The sequence below is a fragment of the Streptomyces sp. NPDC003023 genome, from assembly GCF_042888225.1.
Taxonomy (GTDB): Bacteria; Actinomycetota; Actinomycetes; order Streptomycetales; family Streptomycetaceae; genus Streptomyces.
Window position 1 is genome coordinate 369919 of record NZ_JBIAPL010000003.1, and the last position, 18292, is coordinate 388210.

General features: G+C 71.4%; 15 protein-coding genes and 1 tRNA gene. 7 read left to right on the plus strand and 9 right to left on the minus strand.

The genetic code is table 11. The annotated features are described in order from the left end of the window. Nucleotides 1-71 precede the first annotated feature (71 nt). Nucleotides 72-1619, minus strand: a complete 1548-nt coding sequence (locus tag ACFYV1_RS13475; RefSeq protein WP_389395612.1) for a GMC family oxidoreductase — start codon at nt 1617-1619, stop codon at nt 72-74. Between the two features lie 16 nt (nt 1620-1635). After that, entirely contained in the window at nt 1636-3123 is a 1488-nt protein-coding gene (locus ACFYV1_RS13480; protein ID WP_389395613.1) for an aldehyde dehydrogenase family protein, read from the minus strand. A 644-nt stretch (nt 3124-3767) separates the two neighbouring features. Here ACFYV1_RS13480 and ACFYV1_RS13485 point away from each other — a divergent pair. Next, on the plus strand, nt 3768-4469 hold the full coding sequence (locus ACFYV1_RS13485) for a DUF6882 domain-containing protein (RefSeq protein WP_389395614.1): 702 nt from the start codon (nt 3768-3770) through the stop codon (nt 4467-4469). A gap of 79 nt (nt 4470-4548) precedes the next feature. Here the strand turns inward: ACFYV1_RS13485 and ACFYV1_RS13490 are convergent, their stop codons facing one another. Further along, nucleotides 4549-5112, minus strand: a complete 564-nt coding sequence (locus ACFYV1_RS13490) for a hypothetical protein (RefSeq protein ID WP_389395615.1) — start codon at nt 5110-5112, stop codon at nt 4549-4551. A 102-nt stretch (nt 5113-5214) separates the two neighbouring features. On the opposite strand from ACFYV1_RS13490, the gene ACFYV1_RS13495 reads away from it, so the two are divergent. The 3 genes from ACFYV1_RS13495 to ACFYV1_RS13505 all read left to right on the plus strand — a co-directional run bounded on the left by ACFYV1_RS13495 (nt 5215) and on the right by ACFYV1_RS13505 (nt 8345). Beyond that, nucleotides 5215-5880 (plus strand): GPP34 family phosphoprotein, encoded by a 666-nt coding sequence (locus ACFYV1_RS13495; RefSeq protein ID WP_389395616.1) that lies wholly within the window; start codon nt 5215-5217, stop codon nt 5878-5880. A 65-nt stretch (nt 5881-5945) separates the two neighbouring features. Then, a tRNA-Gly gene (locus tag ACFYV1_RS13500) sits at nt 5946-6017 on the plus strand. 3 nt (nt 6018-6020) lie between these two features. After that, nucleotides 6021-8345, plus strand: a complete 2325-nt coding sequence (locus ACFYV1_RS13505) for a hypothetical protein (protein ID WP_389395617.1) — start codon at nt 6021-6023, stop codon at nt 8343-8345. A 137-nt stretch (nt 8346-8482) separates the two neighbouring features. Here the strand turns inward: ACFYV1_RS13505 and ACFYV1_RS13510 are convergent, their stop codons facing one another. From ACFYV1_RS13510 to ACFYV1_RS13520, 3 genes are all read right to left on the minus strand, one after another. Beyond that, complete coding sequence (locus ACFYV1_RS13510) at nt 8483-9865, minus strand: B12-binding domain-containing radical SAM protein (protein ID WP_389395618.1); 1383 nt, start codon at nt 9863-9865, stop codon at nt 8483-8485. A 207-nt stretch (nt 9866-10072) separates the two neighbouring features. Continuing rightward, nucleotides 10073-11062: a malate dehydrogenase gene (locus ACFYV1_RS13515; RefSeq protein ID WP_389395619.1), complete on the minus strand. Its 990-nt coding sequence runs from the start codon at nt 11060-11062 to the stop codon at nt 10073-10075. A 180-nt stretch (nt 11063-11242) separates the two neighbouring features. Then, a complete protein-coding gene (locus tag ACFYV1_RS13520) occupies nt 11243-12496 on the minus strand; it encodes a helix-turn-helix domain-containing protein (RefSeq protein ID WP_389395620.1) in 1254 nt (417 codons plus the stop codon). 351 nt (nt 12497-12847) lie between these two features. Between ACFYV1_RS13520 and ACFYV1_RS13525 the strand changes: the two genes are divergently transcribed. Further along, complete coding sequence (locus tag ACFYV1_RS13525) at nt 12848-13684, plus strand: DUF2182 domain-containing protein (RefSeq protein WP_389395621.1); 837 nt, start codon at nt 12848-12850, stop codon at nt 13682-13684. 113 nt (nt 13685-13797) lie between these two features. Here ACFYV1_RS13525 and ACFYV1_RS13530 read toward each other — a convergent pair whose 3' ends face one another. From ACFYV1_RS13530 to ACFYV1_RS13540, 3 genes are all read right to left on the minus strand, one after another. Further along, complete coding sequence (locus tag ACFYV1_RS13530) at nt 13798-14454, minus strand: DUF1326 domain-containing protein (protein WP_389395622.1); 657 nt, start codon at nt 14452-14454, stop codon at nt 13798-13800. Nucleotides 14455-14633: 179 nt separating this feature from the next. Further along, nucleotides 14634-15419 (minus strand): DUF3017 domain-containing protein, encoded by a 786-nt coding sequence (locus tag ACFYV1_RS13535; RefSeq protein WP_389395623.1) that lies wholly within the window; start codon nt 15417-15419, stop codon nt 14634-14636. Between the two features lie 3 nt (nt 15420-15422). Next, a complete protein-coding gene (locus tag ACFYV1_RS13540; RefSeq protein ID WP_389395624.1) occupies nt 15423-16292 on the minus strand; it encodes a bifunctional methylenetetrahydrofolate dehydrogenase/methenyltetrahydrofolate cyclohydrolase in 870 nt (289 codons plus the stop codon). A gap of 244 nt (nt 16293-16536) precedes the next feature. Here ACFYV1_RS13540 and ACFYV1_RS13545 point away from each other — a divergent pair, with 244 nt between their 5' ends. Together ACFYV1_RS13545 and ACFYV1_RS13550 are read left to right on the plus strand one after the other, a co-directional pair. Next, nucleotides 16537-17103, plus strand: a complete 567-nt coding sequence (locus ACFYV1_RS13545; RefSeq protein ID WP_389395625.1) for a hypothetical protein — start codon at nt 16537-16539, stop codon at nt 17101-17103. A 209-nt stretch (nt 17104-17312) separates the two neighbouring features. Continuing rightward, nucleotides 17313-18227, plus strand: coding sequence for a peptidoglycan DD-metalloendopeptidase family protein (locus ACFYV1_RS13550; protein ID WP_389395626.1), 915 nt, complete (start codon nt 17313-17315; stop codon nt 18225-18227). Nucleotides 18228-18292: the final 65 nt, after the last annotated feature.

The following is an 18292-nucleotide window of genomic DNA, read 5'->3' on the forward strand; positions in this document are numbered from 1 at the left end:
CGGCGCCCTGGTGACCGACTGCGGCTGCGACTGCGACTGCGTCGGCTCTGTCTGCTTCGTGGGATCTGACTTCATCGGTTCCCGCCCCTCTCGTCGGCTTCCGCGCCCAGCAGGTCGGCGCACTTCTCGCCGACCATGAGGACACCGATCATCGGATTGACGGCCGTCATCGTCGGGAAGACGGACGCGTCGGCGATCCGGACGCCTTCGAGGCCCCGGATCTTCAAGTCCGGTGCGACAACGGCGAGTTCGTCGCCGACGGCGCCCATCCGGCAGGTTCCGGCCGGGTGGTAGACGGTGTGCGCGACCTTGCGCGCGTACTCGCTGATGTCCTCGTCGGAGGTGACCTCGGGCCCCGGGCAGACCTCGCGCTTCAGCCATCCCGCGAGCGGTTCCCGCGCAGCGATCTCGCGCGCGATCCTGATCCCGTCGACGAGGGTGCGGCCGTCGTAGTCGTCCTCGTCGGTGAAGTACCGGAAGTCCAGCGCGGGCTTGACCTCGGGGTCGGCGCTGGTCAGGTAGAGCCGGCCGCGGCTGCGGGGCTTGGGGATGTTCGGGGTCATCGACACGCCGTGCGCGGGGCGTTCGTAGCCGAGCCGCTCGGGGTTGTCGGTGAAGGGGATCTGGTAGAAGTGGAACATCAGGTCGGGGCCCTCGGACTCGGGGTCCCGCCGTACGAAGAGTCCGGCGTCGCTGTCCATCGCGGAGTTCTCGGGGATGGGCCCGTGGGTCTCCCAGACGATGACCGACTCGGGGTGGTCGAGCAGGTTCTCGCCGACGCCCGGCAGGTCGTGGACGACGGGTATGCCGAGCCTCTCCAGGTCGGCGCGCGGTCCGATGCCGGAGTGCATCAGCAGTCGGGGCGTGTCGACGGCGCCCGCGCACACCAGCACCTCGCGGCGCGCCCGTACGAGGCGCTCCTCGCCGTCCTTCGCGCGTACGCGCACGCCCGTCGCCCGCGTTCCTTCCAGCTCCAGGCGGTACGCCCAGGTCTCCAGCGCGATGTGCAGGTTCGGCCGGTCGAGGAAGGGGTGCAGGTAGGCGACGGAGGCGGAGGAGCGCTTGTTGTTCTCCGGGTGGTAGGCGAGGTCGAAGAAGCCGACGCCCTCGTGGAACGGCTGCTTGTTGAAGCCCTCGACGCGCGGCACGTCGAGCGCGGCCTGTGCGGCGTCCACGAAGTCGCGGGCGATCGCGTTCCGGTCGGCCTCGTCGACGGGGACGATGTTGTTGCGCAGTTTCGCGAAGTACGGGTCCATCGCCGCGGCGTCCCAGCCGTCGGCGCCCGCCTCGGCCCACTCGTCCCAGTCGGACGGCAGCGGCTTGAACGCGATGAGGGTGTTGTGCGACGAGCAGCCGCCGAGCACGCGGGCGCGGCTGTGCCGGATGTGCGAGTTGCCGCGGGGCTGCTCCGTGGTCGGGTAGTCGTAGTCGAGTTCGCCGCCGAGCAGGCCCATCCAGCGCCGCAGGGTCAGCACGTCGTCGCGGTCGACGTCGCTGGGGCCGCCCTCGATGACGGCGACGGTGACGGCGGGGTCCTCGGTGAGGCGGGAAGCGATCACCGAGCCGGCGGTGCCGCCCCCGACGACGACGTAGTCGTACTCGTGAATGTGGTCGGTCATGGTGCGTTTCCCCTGCTCAGCCCGCGAACCAGCGCACGGGGCGCGGGGCGAGGTTCTGGTAGATGTGCTTGGCCTCGCGGTACTCGGCCAGGCCGGTGGGCCCCAGTTCGCGACCGGTGCCGGACTTGCCGAAGCCGCCCCACTCCGCCTGCGGCAGGTAGGGGTGGAAGTCGTTGATCCACACGGTGCCGTGGCGCATCAGCCGGGCCATCCGCCGGGCGCGTCCCGCGTCGGCCGTCCAGACGCCGCCGGCGAGGCCGTACTCGGTGTCGTTGGCGAGGGCCAGGGCCTCGTCCTCCGTGCGGAAGGTCTCGACGGTCAGGACCGGGCCGAAGATCTCCTCGCGTACCACGCGCATGGAGCGGTGGCAGTGGTCGAGGACGGTGGGCCGGTAGAAGTAGCCGGGCCCCTCGGGCTTCTCGCCGCCGGCGCGCAGGACAGCGCCTTCCGCGAGTGCGGAGGCGACGAAGTCCTCGGTCCTGGCGAGCTGCCGCGCGGAGACGAGCGGGCCGCACTCGACGCCCTTGTCGGTGCCGCGGCCGAGACGGATCCTCTCCGCCCTGCGGGCCAGTTCGGCGACGAACCGCTCGCGCAGCGACTCCTCGACGATGAGCCGGGAACCGGCGGAGCAGACCTGGCCGCTGTGGATGAACGCGGCGTTCAGGGCCTGGTCGACGGCCGTGTCGAAGCCCTCGGGGGTGGTGCAGGCGTCGGCGAAGACGACGTTCGGGTTCTTGCCGCCGAGTTCGAGGGCGACCTTCTTGACGCTGTCGGCGGCGGCGCGGGCGACCTTCGTGCCGCTGACGAGCCCGCCGGTGAAGGAGACCAGGTCCACGTCGGGGTGTTCCGCCAGCCGCGCGCCGACCTGGTCGCCGGGGCCGGTCACGATGTTCGCCGCGCCCGGGGGCAGTCCGGCCTCGATCAGCAGCTCGATCAGGGCGACGGTGGTCAGCGGCGTGATCTCGCTGGGCTTGATCACAAAAGTATTGCCCGCGGCGAGGGCCGGGGCAATCTTCCAACTCGCTTGGAGGAGTGGGTAGTTCCACGGTGTGATCAGTCCGCACACCCCGACCGGCTCATGCACCACCACGCTGTGGATGTCGTCGGACCCGGCGTCGACGACCCGCCCGCCGCTCTCGTTCATGACGAGGTCGGCGAAGTAGACGAAGGCGTCGCGCACGCAGTCGACGTCCACGCGGCCCTCTTCCAGCGTCTTCCCGGCGTCCTGGCTCTCCAGAGCGCCGATCTTCTCGCGGTCACGTTCCAGGAGGGCTGCGACGCGGCGCAGCAGGGCGGCCCGCTCGGCGACCGGGGTACGGGGCCACGTACCGTCGTCGAACGCGGCACGGGCGCAGGCGACGGCCTCATCGGTGTCGACGACGCCGCCCTCGGCCACGACGGCGAAGACGCTCCCGTCCACGGGGTCGATGATGTCGCGCGTGGCGCCGGAGACGGCGAAGCGCCACTCTCCGCCCGCGTGGATGGTCTGCTGTACTGCCGACACGTTGCGTTTTGCCCTTCATTCCCGTTTTGTTCCAACTGGTCACCTGACCCAGCGATCTGGCCGCCTGCCCGGAAGCCGAAAAACCATGCGCAACGATTCACGGAAAGTGACTCGGCTCACGCGCGAAGCGGGTGGCATATGACGACCAACGGCCCGCCGCCCATGAATCCGGGCCACCGAATCCCGGCCCGCCCGGACCTGCACGTACCTCGCCGAGAAGCGGAGCGCTGAGGCGGTTGCGCACCTGGTTCCGCGCTCTCGACGCAGCGCACAGAAAATCGCGTTCCTCGGTGCCGTCTGCGCTGTCGTAGCCGCGATCATCACCGCCACGGGCACTGTCACGGGAGCGTGGCTGCACTCCTCTGCGGCGCGGGACGAGGTCGAAGCGGACGCCGGCGCCGATCCGGCACCTACGAGGACGGGAAACTGGACATCGACGAGATCAGGGTCAGCCGCGGCGGAGAACTGGCGGCAGAGCTCACGTACGAATCGACTACGAATCGACCTGAGGCAATCTCGAGGCGACGAACGACGCCTCCGTGGGAAAGCCGTCGGCCCAGCGTCCCACCATGGCCGTCTGGCAGATCTCCTGAGGCTCGGCCCGCGGCCGCGGGCGTCCTCACCCGGGCCCTTAGGCTTGGATCATGGCCACGACCTTCAGCGACCCGTTCGTCCGTCTCACCGAGCAGCACGCCGCCTGGGGCGCCGAACAGCTCGAGCGATTCAACGAGTTCATGCCCGTGGGCGAGTGGAGCGCCGACCTCGATCAGTGCCTGTACCGGCAGTCCGGACGGGAGCTGAGGATCTCGCTCCTCGGCACCTTCGACGTCAACGAGCAGTCGTGGCTGTGGGCCTGGGCCAACCCCGGCTTCGCGGGCTCACCGGTGGTCGCGGCGGCCGAGCGGCTCCGCGGCCACGGCCACGCACACGGGCTGCCTGAGTTCACCGAGGAACTGGTCCCCCTCGCCATGCACGACGACCCCCGCCGCGCCGCCGAGACCCTCGCGTTCACGGCGATGGGCGTGCTCGGCGCCACCGGGTACATCGGCGTGCAGGCGAGCGCCGACGGCCGCGCGTACATGGTCGCCGACGATCCGCAGGTCCCCCGCGCCGAACCCGACGCCATCGCCCTGCCGCGCGTTCTGCTCACCGGCGCCGGCCTCGTCGGCGGCTCCGCCCGCCGTGTGGTCGCCGGCTACTTCGGCCACCACGACCTGCCGCAGCGCCACGCGGAGGACCGTCTGAGCGCGGGCCTCCCGGACGGCGGCACGATCGAGGTCCTGTTCGACGACCTCGACCGCATAGCCTCCGTGCACGTCAACACGGGGGCGCCGGCGTCCGCGTGACGCCGGTGCCGCGTGGGCCGGCCCCTCGGGAGAAAGCGCGTGCGCGCTTCCGGCTTCCCGCTGGTGCGGGCCTCACGACTCACGGCCGGCTTCGTCCACCGGGAACAGGAGCGCTGCTCCCCCGTTCTCCCGTACCCCGGCCCCGCCGAGTCCCCGCGTGGCCGAGGGCCACGCCCGCCGCCACGGCGGCGAGGACCAGCAGGGCCGCGATCGCCGGGTTCACGAAGGCGGGCACGAAGTCGTACGTGTACCCGTCCGACCATCGGCAGACCGAGCGCACCGGGAACAGGCTCTCCTGCATGTACTCCAGATCCGGCCGGTCCTTCGACGAGGAGTGCCCGAACCGCTGCGGCCCGCAGGTGTACCACTGGTTCTCGAGGCGGATGTAGCACAGGACGCCGAACAGATGGATCGCGGCCGCCGCCGCCACACACATCAGGGCCACGTCCCGCAGCGTCCCGGCACGGGTCGGCGCGGCGAAACGGCCTCGGGCCGCGAACGCCGGGAAGAGGTACGCGCACAGCGACGACAGGACCAGCAGGCCGAGGAGCAGGGTCCCGGAGACGGCCAGGAAGTTCTGCCCGGTGTCCGTGGCCAGGTGGACGGTGCCAGGGGCGTCATGGGCCGCGACGGTCGAAGACATGCGCCCATCCTGCTTCACCCCCGGCCCGGGCCGTCCCGAAGGAACCGGCCGGACGGCCCGCCCGTCCTACCGATCATGGACAACCGGACGAGGGGAACGGGCATGACGGTCACGCTGGGCGAGGAGATCATGCTGCTGTCGCTGGACGACGAGTCCGGGGCGGCCAAGGACCGGCAGTCCGCGGGGTGGGCCGTTGCGGGCGGCATCCTGCTCGATCTCGTCCTGGCGGACCGCGTCTCGGTCGAGGACGGACGGATCCGGATCCCGGACACGACACCCACCGGCACCGCGCTCCTCGACGGCCGCCTGGAGCAGCTCGCCTCCTGGGCGGGCAGGAGGAACAAGCCGCCGAAGATCACGGACTGGCTGGCCAAGGACCATTCCAAGGCCGTGGGCGCCACGATCGGCAGCCTGCGCGAACGGGGCCTGGTGGCGGAGGAGGAGCACAAGGTCCTCGGTCTCTTCCCGGTGAAGCGCTACCCGGAGGCGGACGGCTCGACCGAGCGCGAACTGCGTGAGCGCCTGTCCGCGGTCGTCCTCCATGACGCCGCCCCGGACGACCGCACGGCCGGCCTGGTCGCCCTGATCCACTGTGCGAAGCTGCACCGGCTCGCCTTCCCCGACGTCCCCCGCAAGCAGATCACCCCGAGGATGACGGAGATCGCCGACGGCCAGTGGGCGGGCGCGAGCGTCCGGGAGGCGATCCGCAACATGCAGGCGGCGATGGTCGCGGTCACGGTGGCGACGTCGGTCGCGGTCGCGGGCTGAGGCCTGCTGCCGGCGGGCGAAATGGCGTTGCCCGGCGTCCCGTCGGGTGGCTAGTTTCGGGCCATCGACGTGTAGCTCAGCAGCAGAGCGCCGGGCTTCCTACCCGGAGGGCGCGGGGGCGGAACCCGCCACGTCGGCTTATGAACGAGAACGCTGAGCAGCAGCAGCCGATCACCGCGTCGTCGGCGTACGCCTGGAGCCGGTTGGCCAGGGCCCGCACGACCGCGGTGCTCCACGAGGACGCCGAAACCCGCCGCCGGGCCGAGACCAGGGCGAAGGGCTGGCGTGCCGTGCTCACCAAGATGGCCGACGGCCGACTGCGCATCGGTTCACGCAGCCCGGCGGCAGGATTGCCCTCCTGGGTCACCCTCGAGGTCCTGCACGGCGGTTTCGCCACGGGCCGCGCGAGCGCCGCAGGCCCGCTCCTGCCTTACGAGGCCGAAGCCGCGCACCGTGCGGGTGTGCCGCAGGAGCGTGCGGCGCTGTTCGCCCACAGCCTCACGGAGACCGGTCTCGCCGAGCTGTGGGAGCTGCTGGACAGCGGTTGCTACGAGGTGGCCGTGCCGGAGGAGGCGGCCCTTCTGACGGTGGCCTGGCTGGTACGCGAGGGGGAGACGGACGCCGCCCTCGAACTCGTCACGGAACTGGCCCCGTTCGCCGCCGACCTGCGCTTCACACCCCGGCCCGCCGACCGGCCCGCGCCGGACGTGACGGCCGTGCACCGCCGCACCGTGGGCGACGCGGTCGTGACGCTGATCCGCCGTGGGCCGAACCGGGCGGTCGAGGCCCAACGGGAGGCGCTGACCGTCTGGCGTCCGTTCGCGGACGAACTGCTCGCCCATTGGCTGGAGACGGCCGAACCCGGAGAGGCGGTCGGCAGCGCGGTCCCCGACCCCGGCTGGAACGAGCGCGGTGCAAAACTTCTGCGCCGCTACCGCCGGCTTGCGGTGGAGCACGACCTGTGCGGGAAGCACCGCGACCGCCGGGAGAACCTGGGCATTCTGCGTGGCGCGCTCGAGGAGGCCGTGGCCGGACGTCCGTTGGACGCACGCCGGCTCGGGCTGCTGCGGCACGCCGTCACGTCCATGGTCCGCAAGCGCGGCCTGCCCGGCTCCGAGCGCCACTCCGCGCTGCGCGAGGAGCAGGCCCGCCATGCCGCGCTGCCCTCCCACCATGCCGTCGCACAGGTGGTGGTGGGCCGTCTCGCGGTCCTGCCGCAGGAGTCCGGCGCGACCGACATCGCTCCGCTCGTCGCCCCGGTGACCGAGCGGGAGCACCGGGAGACCGGACTCCGTGCCGGTGCGACGATCCCGCCGGCGATCCGGCAGGTCGTCGAGGGCTCGCTGAGCGCACCGCTCGGCACGCTCGTGGAGCGGGGGGTCGTGCCGTCGGCCGAGGTGCTGGCGGAGCTGGTGCCGCAGCAGGTCGCCGCCACCACCGGGCAGAGCTACCGGGGCGAGTCGCTGCGGACGCTGATGGCCGCGAACTACCGCGCGTTCCGCACCCGTCGCTCGCTGCTCCTCCTGAATCTGGAGCAGCAGGTGCGGGTCGACGAGTTGCCCTGGGTCCGGGCGGCCGCAGCGCACCGCGCGGACGGTCCGGCGGCGGAGGAGCCCGCGCTGACGGCACTGCGCCGACTCGGCGAACTGGCCGTCCAGGCGTTTCCGGGCACCGTCCTGCCCAATCCGCTCGTCCGGGAGTTCGGCGTGCTGGCCCGCCAGGCCGACACGGGAGCACCCCTGGTCGAGGAGCTGGCCGCCGACATCTTCATGGGGACCTTCGGCCCCAAGTTCCTCCGTGCCGCCAGGGACGCGGCCGAGTTGCTGCGCGGCACGCTGTACGAGCGCTACTACGGGATCGACTACGCCGCGATCCGGAACATGGCGATCACCGAGGCGAGCGAGGCGCTGAACCGTTCCTACGGGGCCCGGACGTCCCCCGGCCTCACGGCCCTGTGCGCGGAGCGGGCCGGCGGCGGTGCTTCGTGGTCCGTCGCCGCGAACGGAAAGATCATCGAGCAGGCGCAGATTCTCACCACCCACAACCTCGCCACACTGGTCCACCGCATCGGTGTCGCACCGGAGCCCGGCTGGGACGAACTGGCCCGCCGCTGCTTCGTCACCGTGTGCCGCCTGACCGCCCGCGTGCACAACCATCCCCGTCCGCTGGGCACGATCAAGGACGCGGCGTACGCCTGGCGCCAGATGCTCTTCCACCTGTCGCTGTGCGACACGGAACAGCGGGACCGGGTGCTCGGACAGCTGGACGAGGAGGTCGCCCGCCACCCCTGGCACGTCGGCGCCCGTCTCGGCCCCGCCACGGCGGGGCTGCGCCTGGCCGCCGCGGGGGGACACTTCGCCGCGGACGGCACAGCCGACGGAGGCCGGGCGCGACGCCTTCTCGGCTGGACGACCGACGGCCACTGGATGCGGACCGCCCCGCCGGACCCTTCGGGCCGCCGCTGAGCGGACGGGCGGCCCGCGATCGACGGCCGGTGAGCGGGGGCCGGGCGGCCGCTGGTCGGGGGCCGGAGACCGGTGGGCGCCGGTCGGGGGCCGGAGACCGGTGGGCGCCGGTCGGGGGTCGGGGGGCGGGTGACCGTTCACCCGGCCCGGCGCCCTCCGAAGGCGGCCAGCGTGCGCTCCAGCATCGGCATCGCCCGGACCGTGCGCCTGGAGCGGATCAGCGCGTCCCAGGCGGGCTCGAACTTCTTCCAGCCGCCCGCGTAGGCGAGGTGCCGCAGGCGTTCGTGCGTGCCGGGCTGGGCGGCGGCGCCGCGCCAGATGTTGGACCAGCGGTAGAAGTCGCGGTACGCGCGCCAGTAACCCGCCTCCAGTTGCTCCGCCGTCATGCCCTTGGGGCGGTGGACGACATGGCGGGTGTCGTACAGGTCCCAGTCGCGGTGCACGATCCGGTCCTCGGCCTCCATCTGCTTCCACAGTCCGGTGGACGGATACGGCGTCATGATGTGGAACGTCGCCGTCTCGATGCCCTGCTCGACGGCCCATTCCACGGTGCGGTCGAAGACGTCGGGACCGTCCTGGTCGAGGCCGAAGACGAAACTGGCGTTGACCATCACGCCCGCGTCGTGGAGGCGGCGGACCGCCGCGTCGTAGTCCTTGCCGATGTTCTGGTTCTTTCGGCGCTCGGCGAGGTTCGCGTCGTTGACCGTCTCGAAGCCGACGAAGAGACTGCGCAGCCCCGCGTCCACGGCACGCTCCAGCAGGTTCGGCTGCAGCACCGAGTTGACCGTTCCGGCGGCCTGCCAGAGCCGCCCCATCCCCTTCATGCCGTCGAACAGGGACTCCGCGAAACGGCGGTTGCCCAGCAGATGGTCGTCGAGGAAGTACAGGTGCCTGCCCGGCAGCCGGTCGATCTCGGAGAGCGCGTCGTCGACGGTCTGCGTGTAGAAGGACTTGCCGCCCTCGAAGAACGCGTCCTTGTAGCAGAAGTCGCAGTGGTGCGGGCAACCGCGCGAGACGACGATCGAGTTGGGGACGAGATAGAGGTGCCGTTTGATCAGGTCCCGGCGGACCGGAGGCACGCCGACGAGGGTGCGCCGCGCGGTGGAGTCGTAGCGGCGGGCGGCCGCCCCGTCCCGGAAGTCCTTCAGGAACAGGGGCCACTGCTCCTCCCCCGGCCCGGTGAAGATCGTGTCGGCGTGCTGCGCGGCCTCGTCGGGCAGTGAGGTGACGTGCAGCCCGCCCATCGCCACGTGCACGCCGCGCGCCCGGAAGTGGTCGGCTATCTCGTAGCTGCGCCGGGCGGAGGTGATGTACGGCTGCAGGACGAGCAGGTCGGGGCTGGGCAGGGACTCGATGTCGATGCGTTCGACGTGCTCGTCGTAGAGCGTCACCTCGTCCGTGTCGTCGAGGTACCCGGCGAGGGTCGCGAGGCCGAGGGGCGGGAACAGCGAGTACTTGATGGGGCGGAAGAGCGGACTGGTCGCTTCGGTCAGAGCCGGGAGGATCATCATCACGCGCATGTGACCCGAGACTGGGAAACGCCCCGCTTCAGTTCCCGAACACGTTCAATTTTTCCGCCGACCCGCCGACCCGCCGACCCGCCGACCCGCTGAACGCGTCGAACCCGTCTCCGGCCGCCGCCGTGGCCCGTCGCCCGGCGCCCGGCGCCCAGAAACGCCGTACGCCCCGGCCGCAGACAGCGGCCGGGGCGTACGGAACGGAACGACTCAGATGAGGCCGAGCTCGCGCACCGCGGCGCGCTCCTCGGCGAGCTCCTGCACGGACGCGTCGATGCGCGTGCGCGAGAACTCGTTGATGTCCAGGCCCTGGACGATCTCGTACTTGCCGTCCTTGCAGGTGACGGGGAACGAGGAGATCAGGCCCTCCGGGACGCCGTAGGAGCCGTCCGACGGGATGCCCATGGAGGTCCAGTCGCCCTCGGCGGTGCCGTTGACCCAGGTGTGGACGTGGTCGATCGCGGCGTTGGCCGCGGAGGCGGCGGAGGACGCGCCACGGGCCTCGATGATCGCCGCGCCGCGCTTGGCGACGGTCGGGATGAAGGTGTCGGCCAGCCACGCCTCGTCGTTGACCGTCTCGGCGGCGTTCTTGCCGGCGATCTCCGCGTGGAAGATGTCCGGGTACTGGGTCGCGGAGTGGTTGCCCCAGATGGTGAGGCGCTTGATGTCGGAGACGGCGGCGCCGGTCTTGGCGGCCAGCTGCGAGATCGCGCGGTTGTGGTCCAGGCGGGTCATGGCCGTGAAGCGCTCGGCCGGTACGTCCGGGGCCGCGGCCTGGGCGATCAGGGCGTTGGTGTTGGCCGGGTTGCCGACGACGAGGACACGGATGTCGTCCGCGGCGTTGTCGTTGATGGCCTTGCCCTGCGGCTTGAAGATGCCGCCGTTGGCGGACAGCAGGTCGCCGCGCTCCATGCCCTTGGTGCGGGGGCGGGCGCCGACGAGGAGAGCGACGTTGGCGCCGTCGAAGCCGACGTTCGGGTCGTCGGTGATCTCGATGCCCTTGAGCAGCGGGAAGGCGCAGTCGTCCAGCTCCATGGCGGTGCCCTCGGCGGCCTTGAGGCCCTGCGGGATCTCGAGAAGGCGCAGCTTGACCGGCACATCCGCGCCGAGCAGGTGGCCGGAGGCGATGCGGAAGAGCAGCGCGTAGCCGATCTGGCCGGCCGCGCCGGTCACGGTGACGTTGACGGGAGTGCGGGTCATGGCGATCTCCGTAAGACAGCTGGCGGTGGGCAACGGTGCCCCTCGTGCGGGACCTCTCGTCCACGCCCGGGCTGAATCTTGACGTGAAGAGATTTCCAGCGGTCAGGCTATCCGACCCGGACGCGGGTCAATCCCCTGCCCCTTGTGGCGCGGCTCACCACGCCGCGCCACAGGGGTGTGTCACCGTGCGGAAGTGCAGCCCTCCGTGCCCGTCTTGAGCGTGGCGCAGGCCTTCGTTTCGGCCGGGTCGGACGCCGCCGCCATCGGCGTGTACGCGTCGTCGTCGTCGACGAGGGCCGCTTCACGGGCCTTGCCGCCGACGACGATCCGGACCTCGTCACCGGGCAGTGCCCGGGTGATACGGGCCCAGCCTGCACCGCACACCTCGCTGTGGCGGACCTCGATCACCGCCTGGCCCACGGCCGTCGTGGAAACGGTCTCGGCGTACTCGCCGCCGCACCCCATGAGCTCCGGGTCCTGGCCCGCGCAGTCGGCGCCGTTGCACTTCACGCCGGCCGGGAGCGGAGGGCGGCTGGTGGCGGCCGTCGCGGAAGGCGACGGCGTGACGCGGTCCCGGCGTCCGTCACCGCTCTCACCGTTGACCATGAACCATCCGCCGGCGGCGACGATCAGCACGCTCACGACAGCCGCGACGACGAACGGCGTCCTGCCGCGGCATCCGCCCGGGCGGGCGGCCGGCGCTCCCTGGGCGCCTTGCGACGCCGGTCCGGGCGGTCCTGGCGGTCCGCCGCCCTGGTACTGCGGGCGCGAGCCCGGCACGGGGGCGGGGGCGGGGCCGGGGGCGGGGGCGGGGCCGGGGGCGGCGGCGTACGTGGCGGGGCAGTACGGCGACTCCTTCACGTGCGCCCATGAATTGCCCGAGGGCGCGGGCCCGCCACCGGCGGCGGGCCGGTCGCCGTACCCGGCGCCCGCGGAGCCGGGGGCCGCGGTGGGACCACCCGCCGAGGCCGAGCCGGAACCGGAACGCGAACCCGAGCCGGAGTCGGAGCCGGAATCGGAATCGGAGCCGGAGCCGGAGCCGGAGCCGGAGCCGGTCGAGCTCTGTCCGTCGAATCCGTCCGGGGCGGCGTCCCCGCTGCCGCCGAGTGCCTCACGGGCCTGGGCTATCCGTATTGCTTCCATCGTCATGTCGTGGCGCATCTCGGCACGGCCCCAGGCACGCTCCGCGAGCTCCCACATGGTGGTCACATGGCCGGTGTGCGTGCCGGTCACCTCGGCGAGAGCGACGGCTGCGCCCTTGGGCGCGAGAAGCCTGCCGTTGAGATACCGCTCCCAGGACGTCTTGCTGTACCCGGTGCGGTCCGAGACGGCCGCGATGCTCAGTCCGCTGCGGTCGACGAGCCCGCGCAACTGGCTTGTGAACTCGCGGACCTCCGGGTCCAGTTCCTCGGGCAATTCCTTCCAACGAGGCATCGGCAATTCCCCCTTGTCCCCCGAATGTGCTTTGTATACCCCCCGTGCAACCGCTGGGCGACGGATCCGGGGCCGGTCTCGCATCCGTAGCACGACGATCACACCGTGGCGGAATGGTCACTTCCGTGCCACAGGCCACAGCCGTCCCTTGAAGGCCCTTGGCGCGTGCATGACCCTGGAATCACGACGGCGCCCGTCCTCCCTCGGGGGAGAGGACGGGCGCCGTCCTCGCATCACGGGCCCCGCCGGAGCCGGCCGATCACAGCGCCGCCTGGTCCGCGGAGCCGTGCGCGGTAGCGCCACTTACGCATGCGTGCTGTCCTGGAATCACCCCCGCAGGAGTACAAGCCGATGCGTCCCAGACGGATTTCCGCCTTCGCATCCGCCCGGTCGCCCGCGCCGACCGGAGCGGGCGGAGGCCTGCTGCCGGCGCGAGACCTCGCAGCCGCATGGTTCCTGGTCGTACTGATCGCGGTGCCTGCCTGGGCACTGACGATCGGGCAGGCCCGGGGCATGGGGGTCGAGCCCGGGACCATGGGGATGGCGCTGCCACTGTTCCTGCTGCTCTGGGTGACGATGATGGCGGCCATGATGCTGCCGTCCATGGCGCCGGTGGCGATCACGTGGGTGCGGGGGATCGGGCGGCAGTCCTCCGGCTGGGCGCGGACCATGCGCACCGTCGAGTTCGTGGTCGGGTATCTGCTGGTATGGACCGCGTTCGGACTGCTCGCCTACACGGCCCTGGCCCTCACCGGCGACATGGTGAACGACCGTCCGGCCGCGGGACGCTGGATCGGCGCGGCGGCCTTCCTGCTCGCGGGCCTGTATCAGCTCGGCCCGCTGAAATACGTCTGTCTGCGGCACTGCCGCGACCCGATGAGCCAGCTGGTGCAGTACGCCGGGTTCCGACAACCGGCCCGCGACCTGCGCGTGGGCGTCCATCACGGCGCCTACTGCGTCGGCTGCTGTGCGGGACTGATGGTCGTGCTCATCCCGCTCGGAGTCATGAACGTGGCGGCGATGGCCGTACTGGCCGTGGTGATCTTCGTGGAGAAGCTGTGGTCCCGTGGCCCGCTGCTCACCAGGGTCGTGGGCGTCGCGTTTCTCGTGCTGGCCGTGCTCGCACCGTTCCTGGACTGGCTGCTGCCGGGGCTGCGGGGGGCGATGCCGTCGATGGACGGCATGTGACACCCCTGGTTCCGAAGATCGCGCCTGACCTTGAGGAGCGGCAGGGGCCCGGCGTCGCGTCCCGGCCGGATTTCTCCGGCACCGAGGACTCTCCCGCCGGGCCGCCCGATTCGTCAGTCAGGACCGCTCCAGTCGAATGGGAAGTGCTTGCTCGACTTCCCCGAGCGTTCCCAGGAGAAGCCGAAGGCGTCGGCACGGTCGGTGGTGGCCCGTCCCCATGTGGCCACTTGACCGGGACCGACCTCGGCACCCGGAGCGTTGTGGACCTGGACGCGTGCGCCGTCCGGAGTCGTCGGGCCGGTGAGTGCCTCGGCGACAGCCGTGACCCGGCCGGGAATCTCGGCCCGCCAGGTGGCGAGGTCCTCGTCGACCTCCACATGGACGGGGGCGAACTCCATGCCGCGCATCTCGGGGTGGAACATCTCCCCGAACTGCGCCGGCCATCCGCCCGCCTCACCACCGAAGATGGCCCCGAGGGCTCCGCGCTGCTGCTCGTCGGCCCGTTCGTCGAAGAAGACCGCGGCGTACGGGTCGGTGTGGGTGCCGGCCCAGGGGTTGCCCGTGAAGGATGCGACCATCAGGACGTTGAGATCGTCGAGACGCACCTCACCGAAGGTGCCTTCCCGGATGTGCCAGGCCAGCACGCCTTCGCAGTCGCCGTACGTCGGGGCCTGCGCGAACGTGCAGGGGCAGGGTATGGCGCACTTGCACACATCGAACCAATCACCGGCCAGACGCCAACGTGTACCGGTGGTGACCTGCTCAGTCATCTCGCTTACCTCCTGCCGAGCCGGGGAAGCCCACTCGAAGCAGCGAGACCGCGTGTTCGGAGCCCGCTCCCGGGACGCGAGGCGGTCTCGATTCCAGCTTGCACCCAACACTCCCGGCAGGGGAAGCCCGGCCGTCGCCGCGCTCCCCCGACCCGTCCCGCGCAGACCCACTCGGCCCGCTATCGCACGGTGAAGTGAACCGCGTCCTCCAGGAACGGAACGTCCAACCAGGGCTCCGGCTGAGCCATGAGGGCGAGCAGCACGATCACCGAGCCGAGAACGCCGTACGTGATCATGTCCGTGAAACGGGAGCGGACCGCGAGCATGCCGACGGACGGCGTGACACGGCGCAGCACGGCACCGAGGAGCAGAGCGGCGCCGACCAGGATCGCGCCGACACGGAAGGCGTCGGCGAAGGTGTTGGTGCCGACGATCAGCAGGCCGATGCCCGTGAGCGAGAGCACGCTCAGCAGTGGCCACTGCCGGGCCGGTGCGGGCGCGTCCCCGGATGCGGCGCGGCCGCCGCCCTCGGGCCGCGCGGTGTCACGGGTGACGGCGGGCGGACGCCGGGAACCGGCCGGTGAGCCACCCGCGCCGTCGCCCGTGCCCTCGCCCTCCTCTGCCCCGCTCCCCGACCCGGCCGCCTCCGTGACCCCGGCACCGTCACCGTCACCGTCACCGGAAGCGCCCTCGTCGCCGGAACCCGAATCGCCTTCGGAAGCGGAACCGTCGTCGGAAACGGAAGCGGAAGCGGAAGCGGAAGCGGTACGGGCCGCCTCGCCTGTTTGCGCCTCGTCTGTGCGCGTCTCGTCGGCCCGCGCCTCGTCCCCGGCGCGGCTCGCCCCGCTGGTGTCGGCCCCGGAGTCCGCGCCGGCGGCGTCCGGCTCGTCGCCCGTCGGCCGGCCCGTGTCGCGGGAGCCGGAGGCGGCGTTGCTGTCCGCGCGTACGTCCATGGGGTCAGCCACCCGTCAGACCGCGGGCTCGGCGGACGCCGCGCGCTCGGCCGCCTCGACCACGTTCACCAGCAGCTGCGCCCGCGTCATCGGACCGACACCGCCGGGGTTCGGGGCGACCCAGCCGGCCACCTCCGCGACGCCCGGGTGGACGTCACCGACGATCTTGCCGTTCTCGTCACGGCTGACGCCGACATCGAGCACGGCCGCGCCCGGCTTGACGTCCTCGGGCCGGATCAGGTGCGGGACACCGGCCGCCGCGACGATGATGTCGGCCTGGCGCAGGTGGGCGGAGAGGTCACGCGTACCGGTGTGGCACTGCGTCACCGTCGCGTTCTCGGACCTGCGCGTCAGCACCAGCGGCATCGGCCGCCCGATGGTGATGCCGCGCCCGACGACCACGACGTTCGCGCCCTTGATCTCCACCCCGTGGTGGCGCAGCAGCTGGACGATGCCGTAGGGGGTGCACGGCAGCGGCCCCTCGATGCCCAGCACCAGCCGGCCGAGACTCACCGGGTGCAGTCCGTCCGCGTCCTTGGCCGGATCCATCAGTTCGAGGACCCTGTTTGCGTCGATGCCCTTGGGAAGCGGCAGTTGGACGATGTAGCCGGTGCACTCGGGGTTCTCGTTGAGCTCCCGTACGACCGCCTCGATCTCTTCCTGCGTTGCGGTCTCGGGCAGTTCGCGCTGGATCGAGGCGATGCCGACCTGCGCGCAGTCACGGTGCTTGCCGCCCACGTACCAGCGGCTTCCCGGGTCGTCCCCGACGAGCAGGGTCCCGAGGCCGGGCGTGACGCCCTGCTCCTTGAGGGCCGCCACGCGGGCGGTCAGGTCGGACTTGATCGCGGCTGCGGTGGCCTTGCCATCGAGAATCTGGGCAGTCATACCCCCATCCTCGCGGATTCACCCGCCCCGGTTCCAATCCGCCCCGTGCGCGTCTCGACGGGCGGATGGCCAACAGGTTGCACTTGCACAACACATACGGATACCGGCTGGACAAAAAGTCGGCTTGCAGACGACGATGAGCCGCGCAGTGCCGCGGGCAGTGCCGGGGGGCAAATCAGTAAAAGTCGTGCAGTTCCTCCGCTCGGACCGCGTTGTCCCCGCATTACACACGGAGGAACCCGCCATGAGCTTCGGCGACCCGAACAATCCCTACGGCCAGCAGGGCCAGCAGCCCGGCTACGGTCAGCAGCAGGGCCAGCAGCCCGGCTACGGCTACCCCCAGGCCCCGCCGGTGCAGCCGTACGGCGGCGGTTACCCGACCGGCCCGCAGGAGATGCCGGGCGGTGTCAAGGCGGCGCGCGTGATGCTGTTCATCATCGCCGGCTTCCAGGTGATCGGCGCGATCTTCGCCGCACTGGGAGCCATCGGCCTCAGCGAGGCGAAGGACGACCCGGCGCTCAAGGACGACCTGCAGTTCCAGCAGATCGCCGACATGTCCGTCGGCGCGGTGTGGTTCATCACGCTGCTCATCCTCGGATGGGGTGTGTTCGCCATCGTCCTCGGTGCCAAGTTCGGCAGCGGCGGCAACGGCATCCGCGTCGCCGCCATGGTGTTCGGCATCATCACCGCGGTGCTCGGTATCTACCCGTTCGTCCTGGTGGGCCTGGTGCACACCGTTCTCGCGATCCTCATCGCCGTGTTCGTCGGCAAGTCCGACGGTGGCGCCTGGTTCAACCGTCAGCGCGCGTAAGTCCCGCTGCGCTGCCGCTTCGAAGGCCGTGTTCCCGCCCCGGCGGGAGCACGGCCTTCGGCCGTTCCCGGGCGCCGCTCCGGCACGGTGACGGCGGCGGGCGCGCCGCCGCCCTCGCACATACGAGGTGGCCGGGCCGACCCCACGCGTCCAGCATGTGTGCCGGTGCCGTCCAGGGAGGCGGCGCCCCGTCGTCCGCAGGGGGGATCATGCTGCAGTACTCGCGCAAACGGACACGCACCGGCCGACCGGGCCGGCTGCGGGCCGCCCTGGTCGCAGGGCTCGCGGCTCTCGGGCTTCTCGGCGCGACGGCGTCCGCCGCGGCCGGCCAGGAGGCGGACCGAGCCGTCGACACGGCGGCCGCCGCCAAGCCGCTGTTCCAGATGCCGTTCCCGTGCGGCACGACCTGGCAGCTGAACACATACGACTCCGGTCACAACCCCGCCCTGGACATCGTCGTCGAGAACAACACGGGCTCGGACGGCAAACCGGTCCTCGCCTCCGCCGCGGGCACTGTGTCCGCCACCTACTGGGACAACGGCTCGGGCAACACCATCCAGGTCAGCCACGGCAACGGCTGGTTCACGGCGTACTACCACCTCAAGGACGCGCCGAGCACCTACGTCCGCAAGGGCCAGGCGGTGCAGCCGTCCACGCAGATCGGACGCATCGGCACGACCGGCGCCTCCGGCTGGGCACACCTGCACTACGAGCAGCGCTATCTGGCCTCGGGAGACTTCACCGACGAACGCCACCGCGTGCCGGTGCACTTCGACGGCGTCGAGTACACGGGCACCGGCAAGGAGTGGCCGAGCGTGACCAGCCGGAACTGCTCGGACACACCGGCCTGGCAGAACTGCCCGGCGGGCTACGTCTGCTTCTACTCGGGCGCCGACGGCACCGGCTCGGTCTGCAGGTCGGCCGGCGACGAGCCCGCGAGCGACTGCGGCCTCCGTAAGTCGTACTACAACAACGGCAACCCGCAACCCGGTTACGACCATGTGCAGGTGTACTTCAAGGAGGGCGGCAGCCAGTGCCTCCACTACGGCTGGGACGAGGGGCGCGGGAACTTCCCCGTAGGCGGCCGTACGATCGACCGCTTCCACTGGCGCGGCGAATGCTGACGGCCTGACAGCCGGACGGTGCGGCGCCGCGCGGTTCCGCGCCGCACCGGTCAGTTGCGTCAAAC

Coding starts and splice junctions, on each gene's coding strand:
- ACFYV1_RS13475 (WP_389395612.1), bottom strand. CDS start 1,619: ATGACCGACCACATTCACGAGTACGACTACGTCGTCGTCGGGGGCGGC.
- ACFYV1_RS13485 (WP_389395614.1), top strand. CDS start 3,768: ATGGCCACGACCTTCAGCGACCCGTTCGTCCGTCTCACCGAGCAGCAC.
- ACFYV1_RS13490 (WP_389395615.1), bottom strand. CDS start 5,112: ATGTCTTCGACCGTCGCGGCCCATGACGCCCCTGGCACCGTCCACCTG.
- ACFYV1_RS13495 (WP_389395616.1), top strand. CDS start 5,215: ATGACGGTCACGCTGGGCGAGGAGATCATGCTGCTGTCGCTGGACGAC.
- ACFYV1_RS13505 (WP_389395617.1), top strand. CDS start 6,021: ATGAACGAGAACGCTGAGCAGCAGCAGCCGATCACCGCGTCGTCGGCG.
- ACFYV1_RS13510 (WP_389395618.1), bottom strand. CDS start 9,865: ATGCGCGTGATGATGATCCTCCCGGCTCTGACCGAAGCGACCAGTCCG.
- ACFYV1_RS13515 (WP_389395619.1), bottom strand. CDS start 11,062: ATGACCCGCACTCCCGTCAACGTCACCGTGACCGGCGCGGCCGGCCAG.
- ACFYV1_RS13520 (WP_389395620.1), bottom strand. CDS start 12,496: ATGCCTCGTTGGAAGGAATTGCCCGAGGAACTGGACCCGGAGGTCCGC.
- ACFYV1_RS13525 (WP_389395621.1), top strand. CDS start 12,848: ATGCGTCCCAGACGGATTTCCGCCTTCGCATCCGCCCGGTCGCCCGCG.
- ACFYV1_RS13530 (WP_389395622.1), bottom strand. CDS start 14,454: ATGACTGAGCAGGTCACCACCGGTACACGTTGGCGTCTGGCCGGTGAT.
- ACFYV1_RS13540 (WP_389395624.1), bottom strand. CDS start 16,292: ATGACTGCCCAGATTCTCGATGGCAAGGCCACCGCAGCCGCGATCAAG.
- ACFYV1_RS13545 (WP_389395625.1), top strand. CDS start 16,537: ATGAGCTTCGGCGACCCGAACAATCCCTACGGCCAGCAGGGCCAGCAG.
- ACFYV1_RS13550 (WP_389395626.1), top strand. CDS start 17,313: ATGCTGCAGTACTCGCGCAAACGGACACGCACCGGCCGACCGGGCCGG.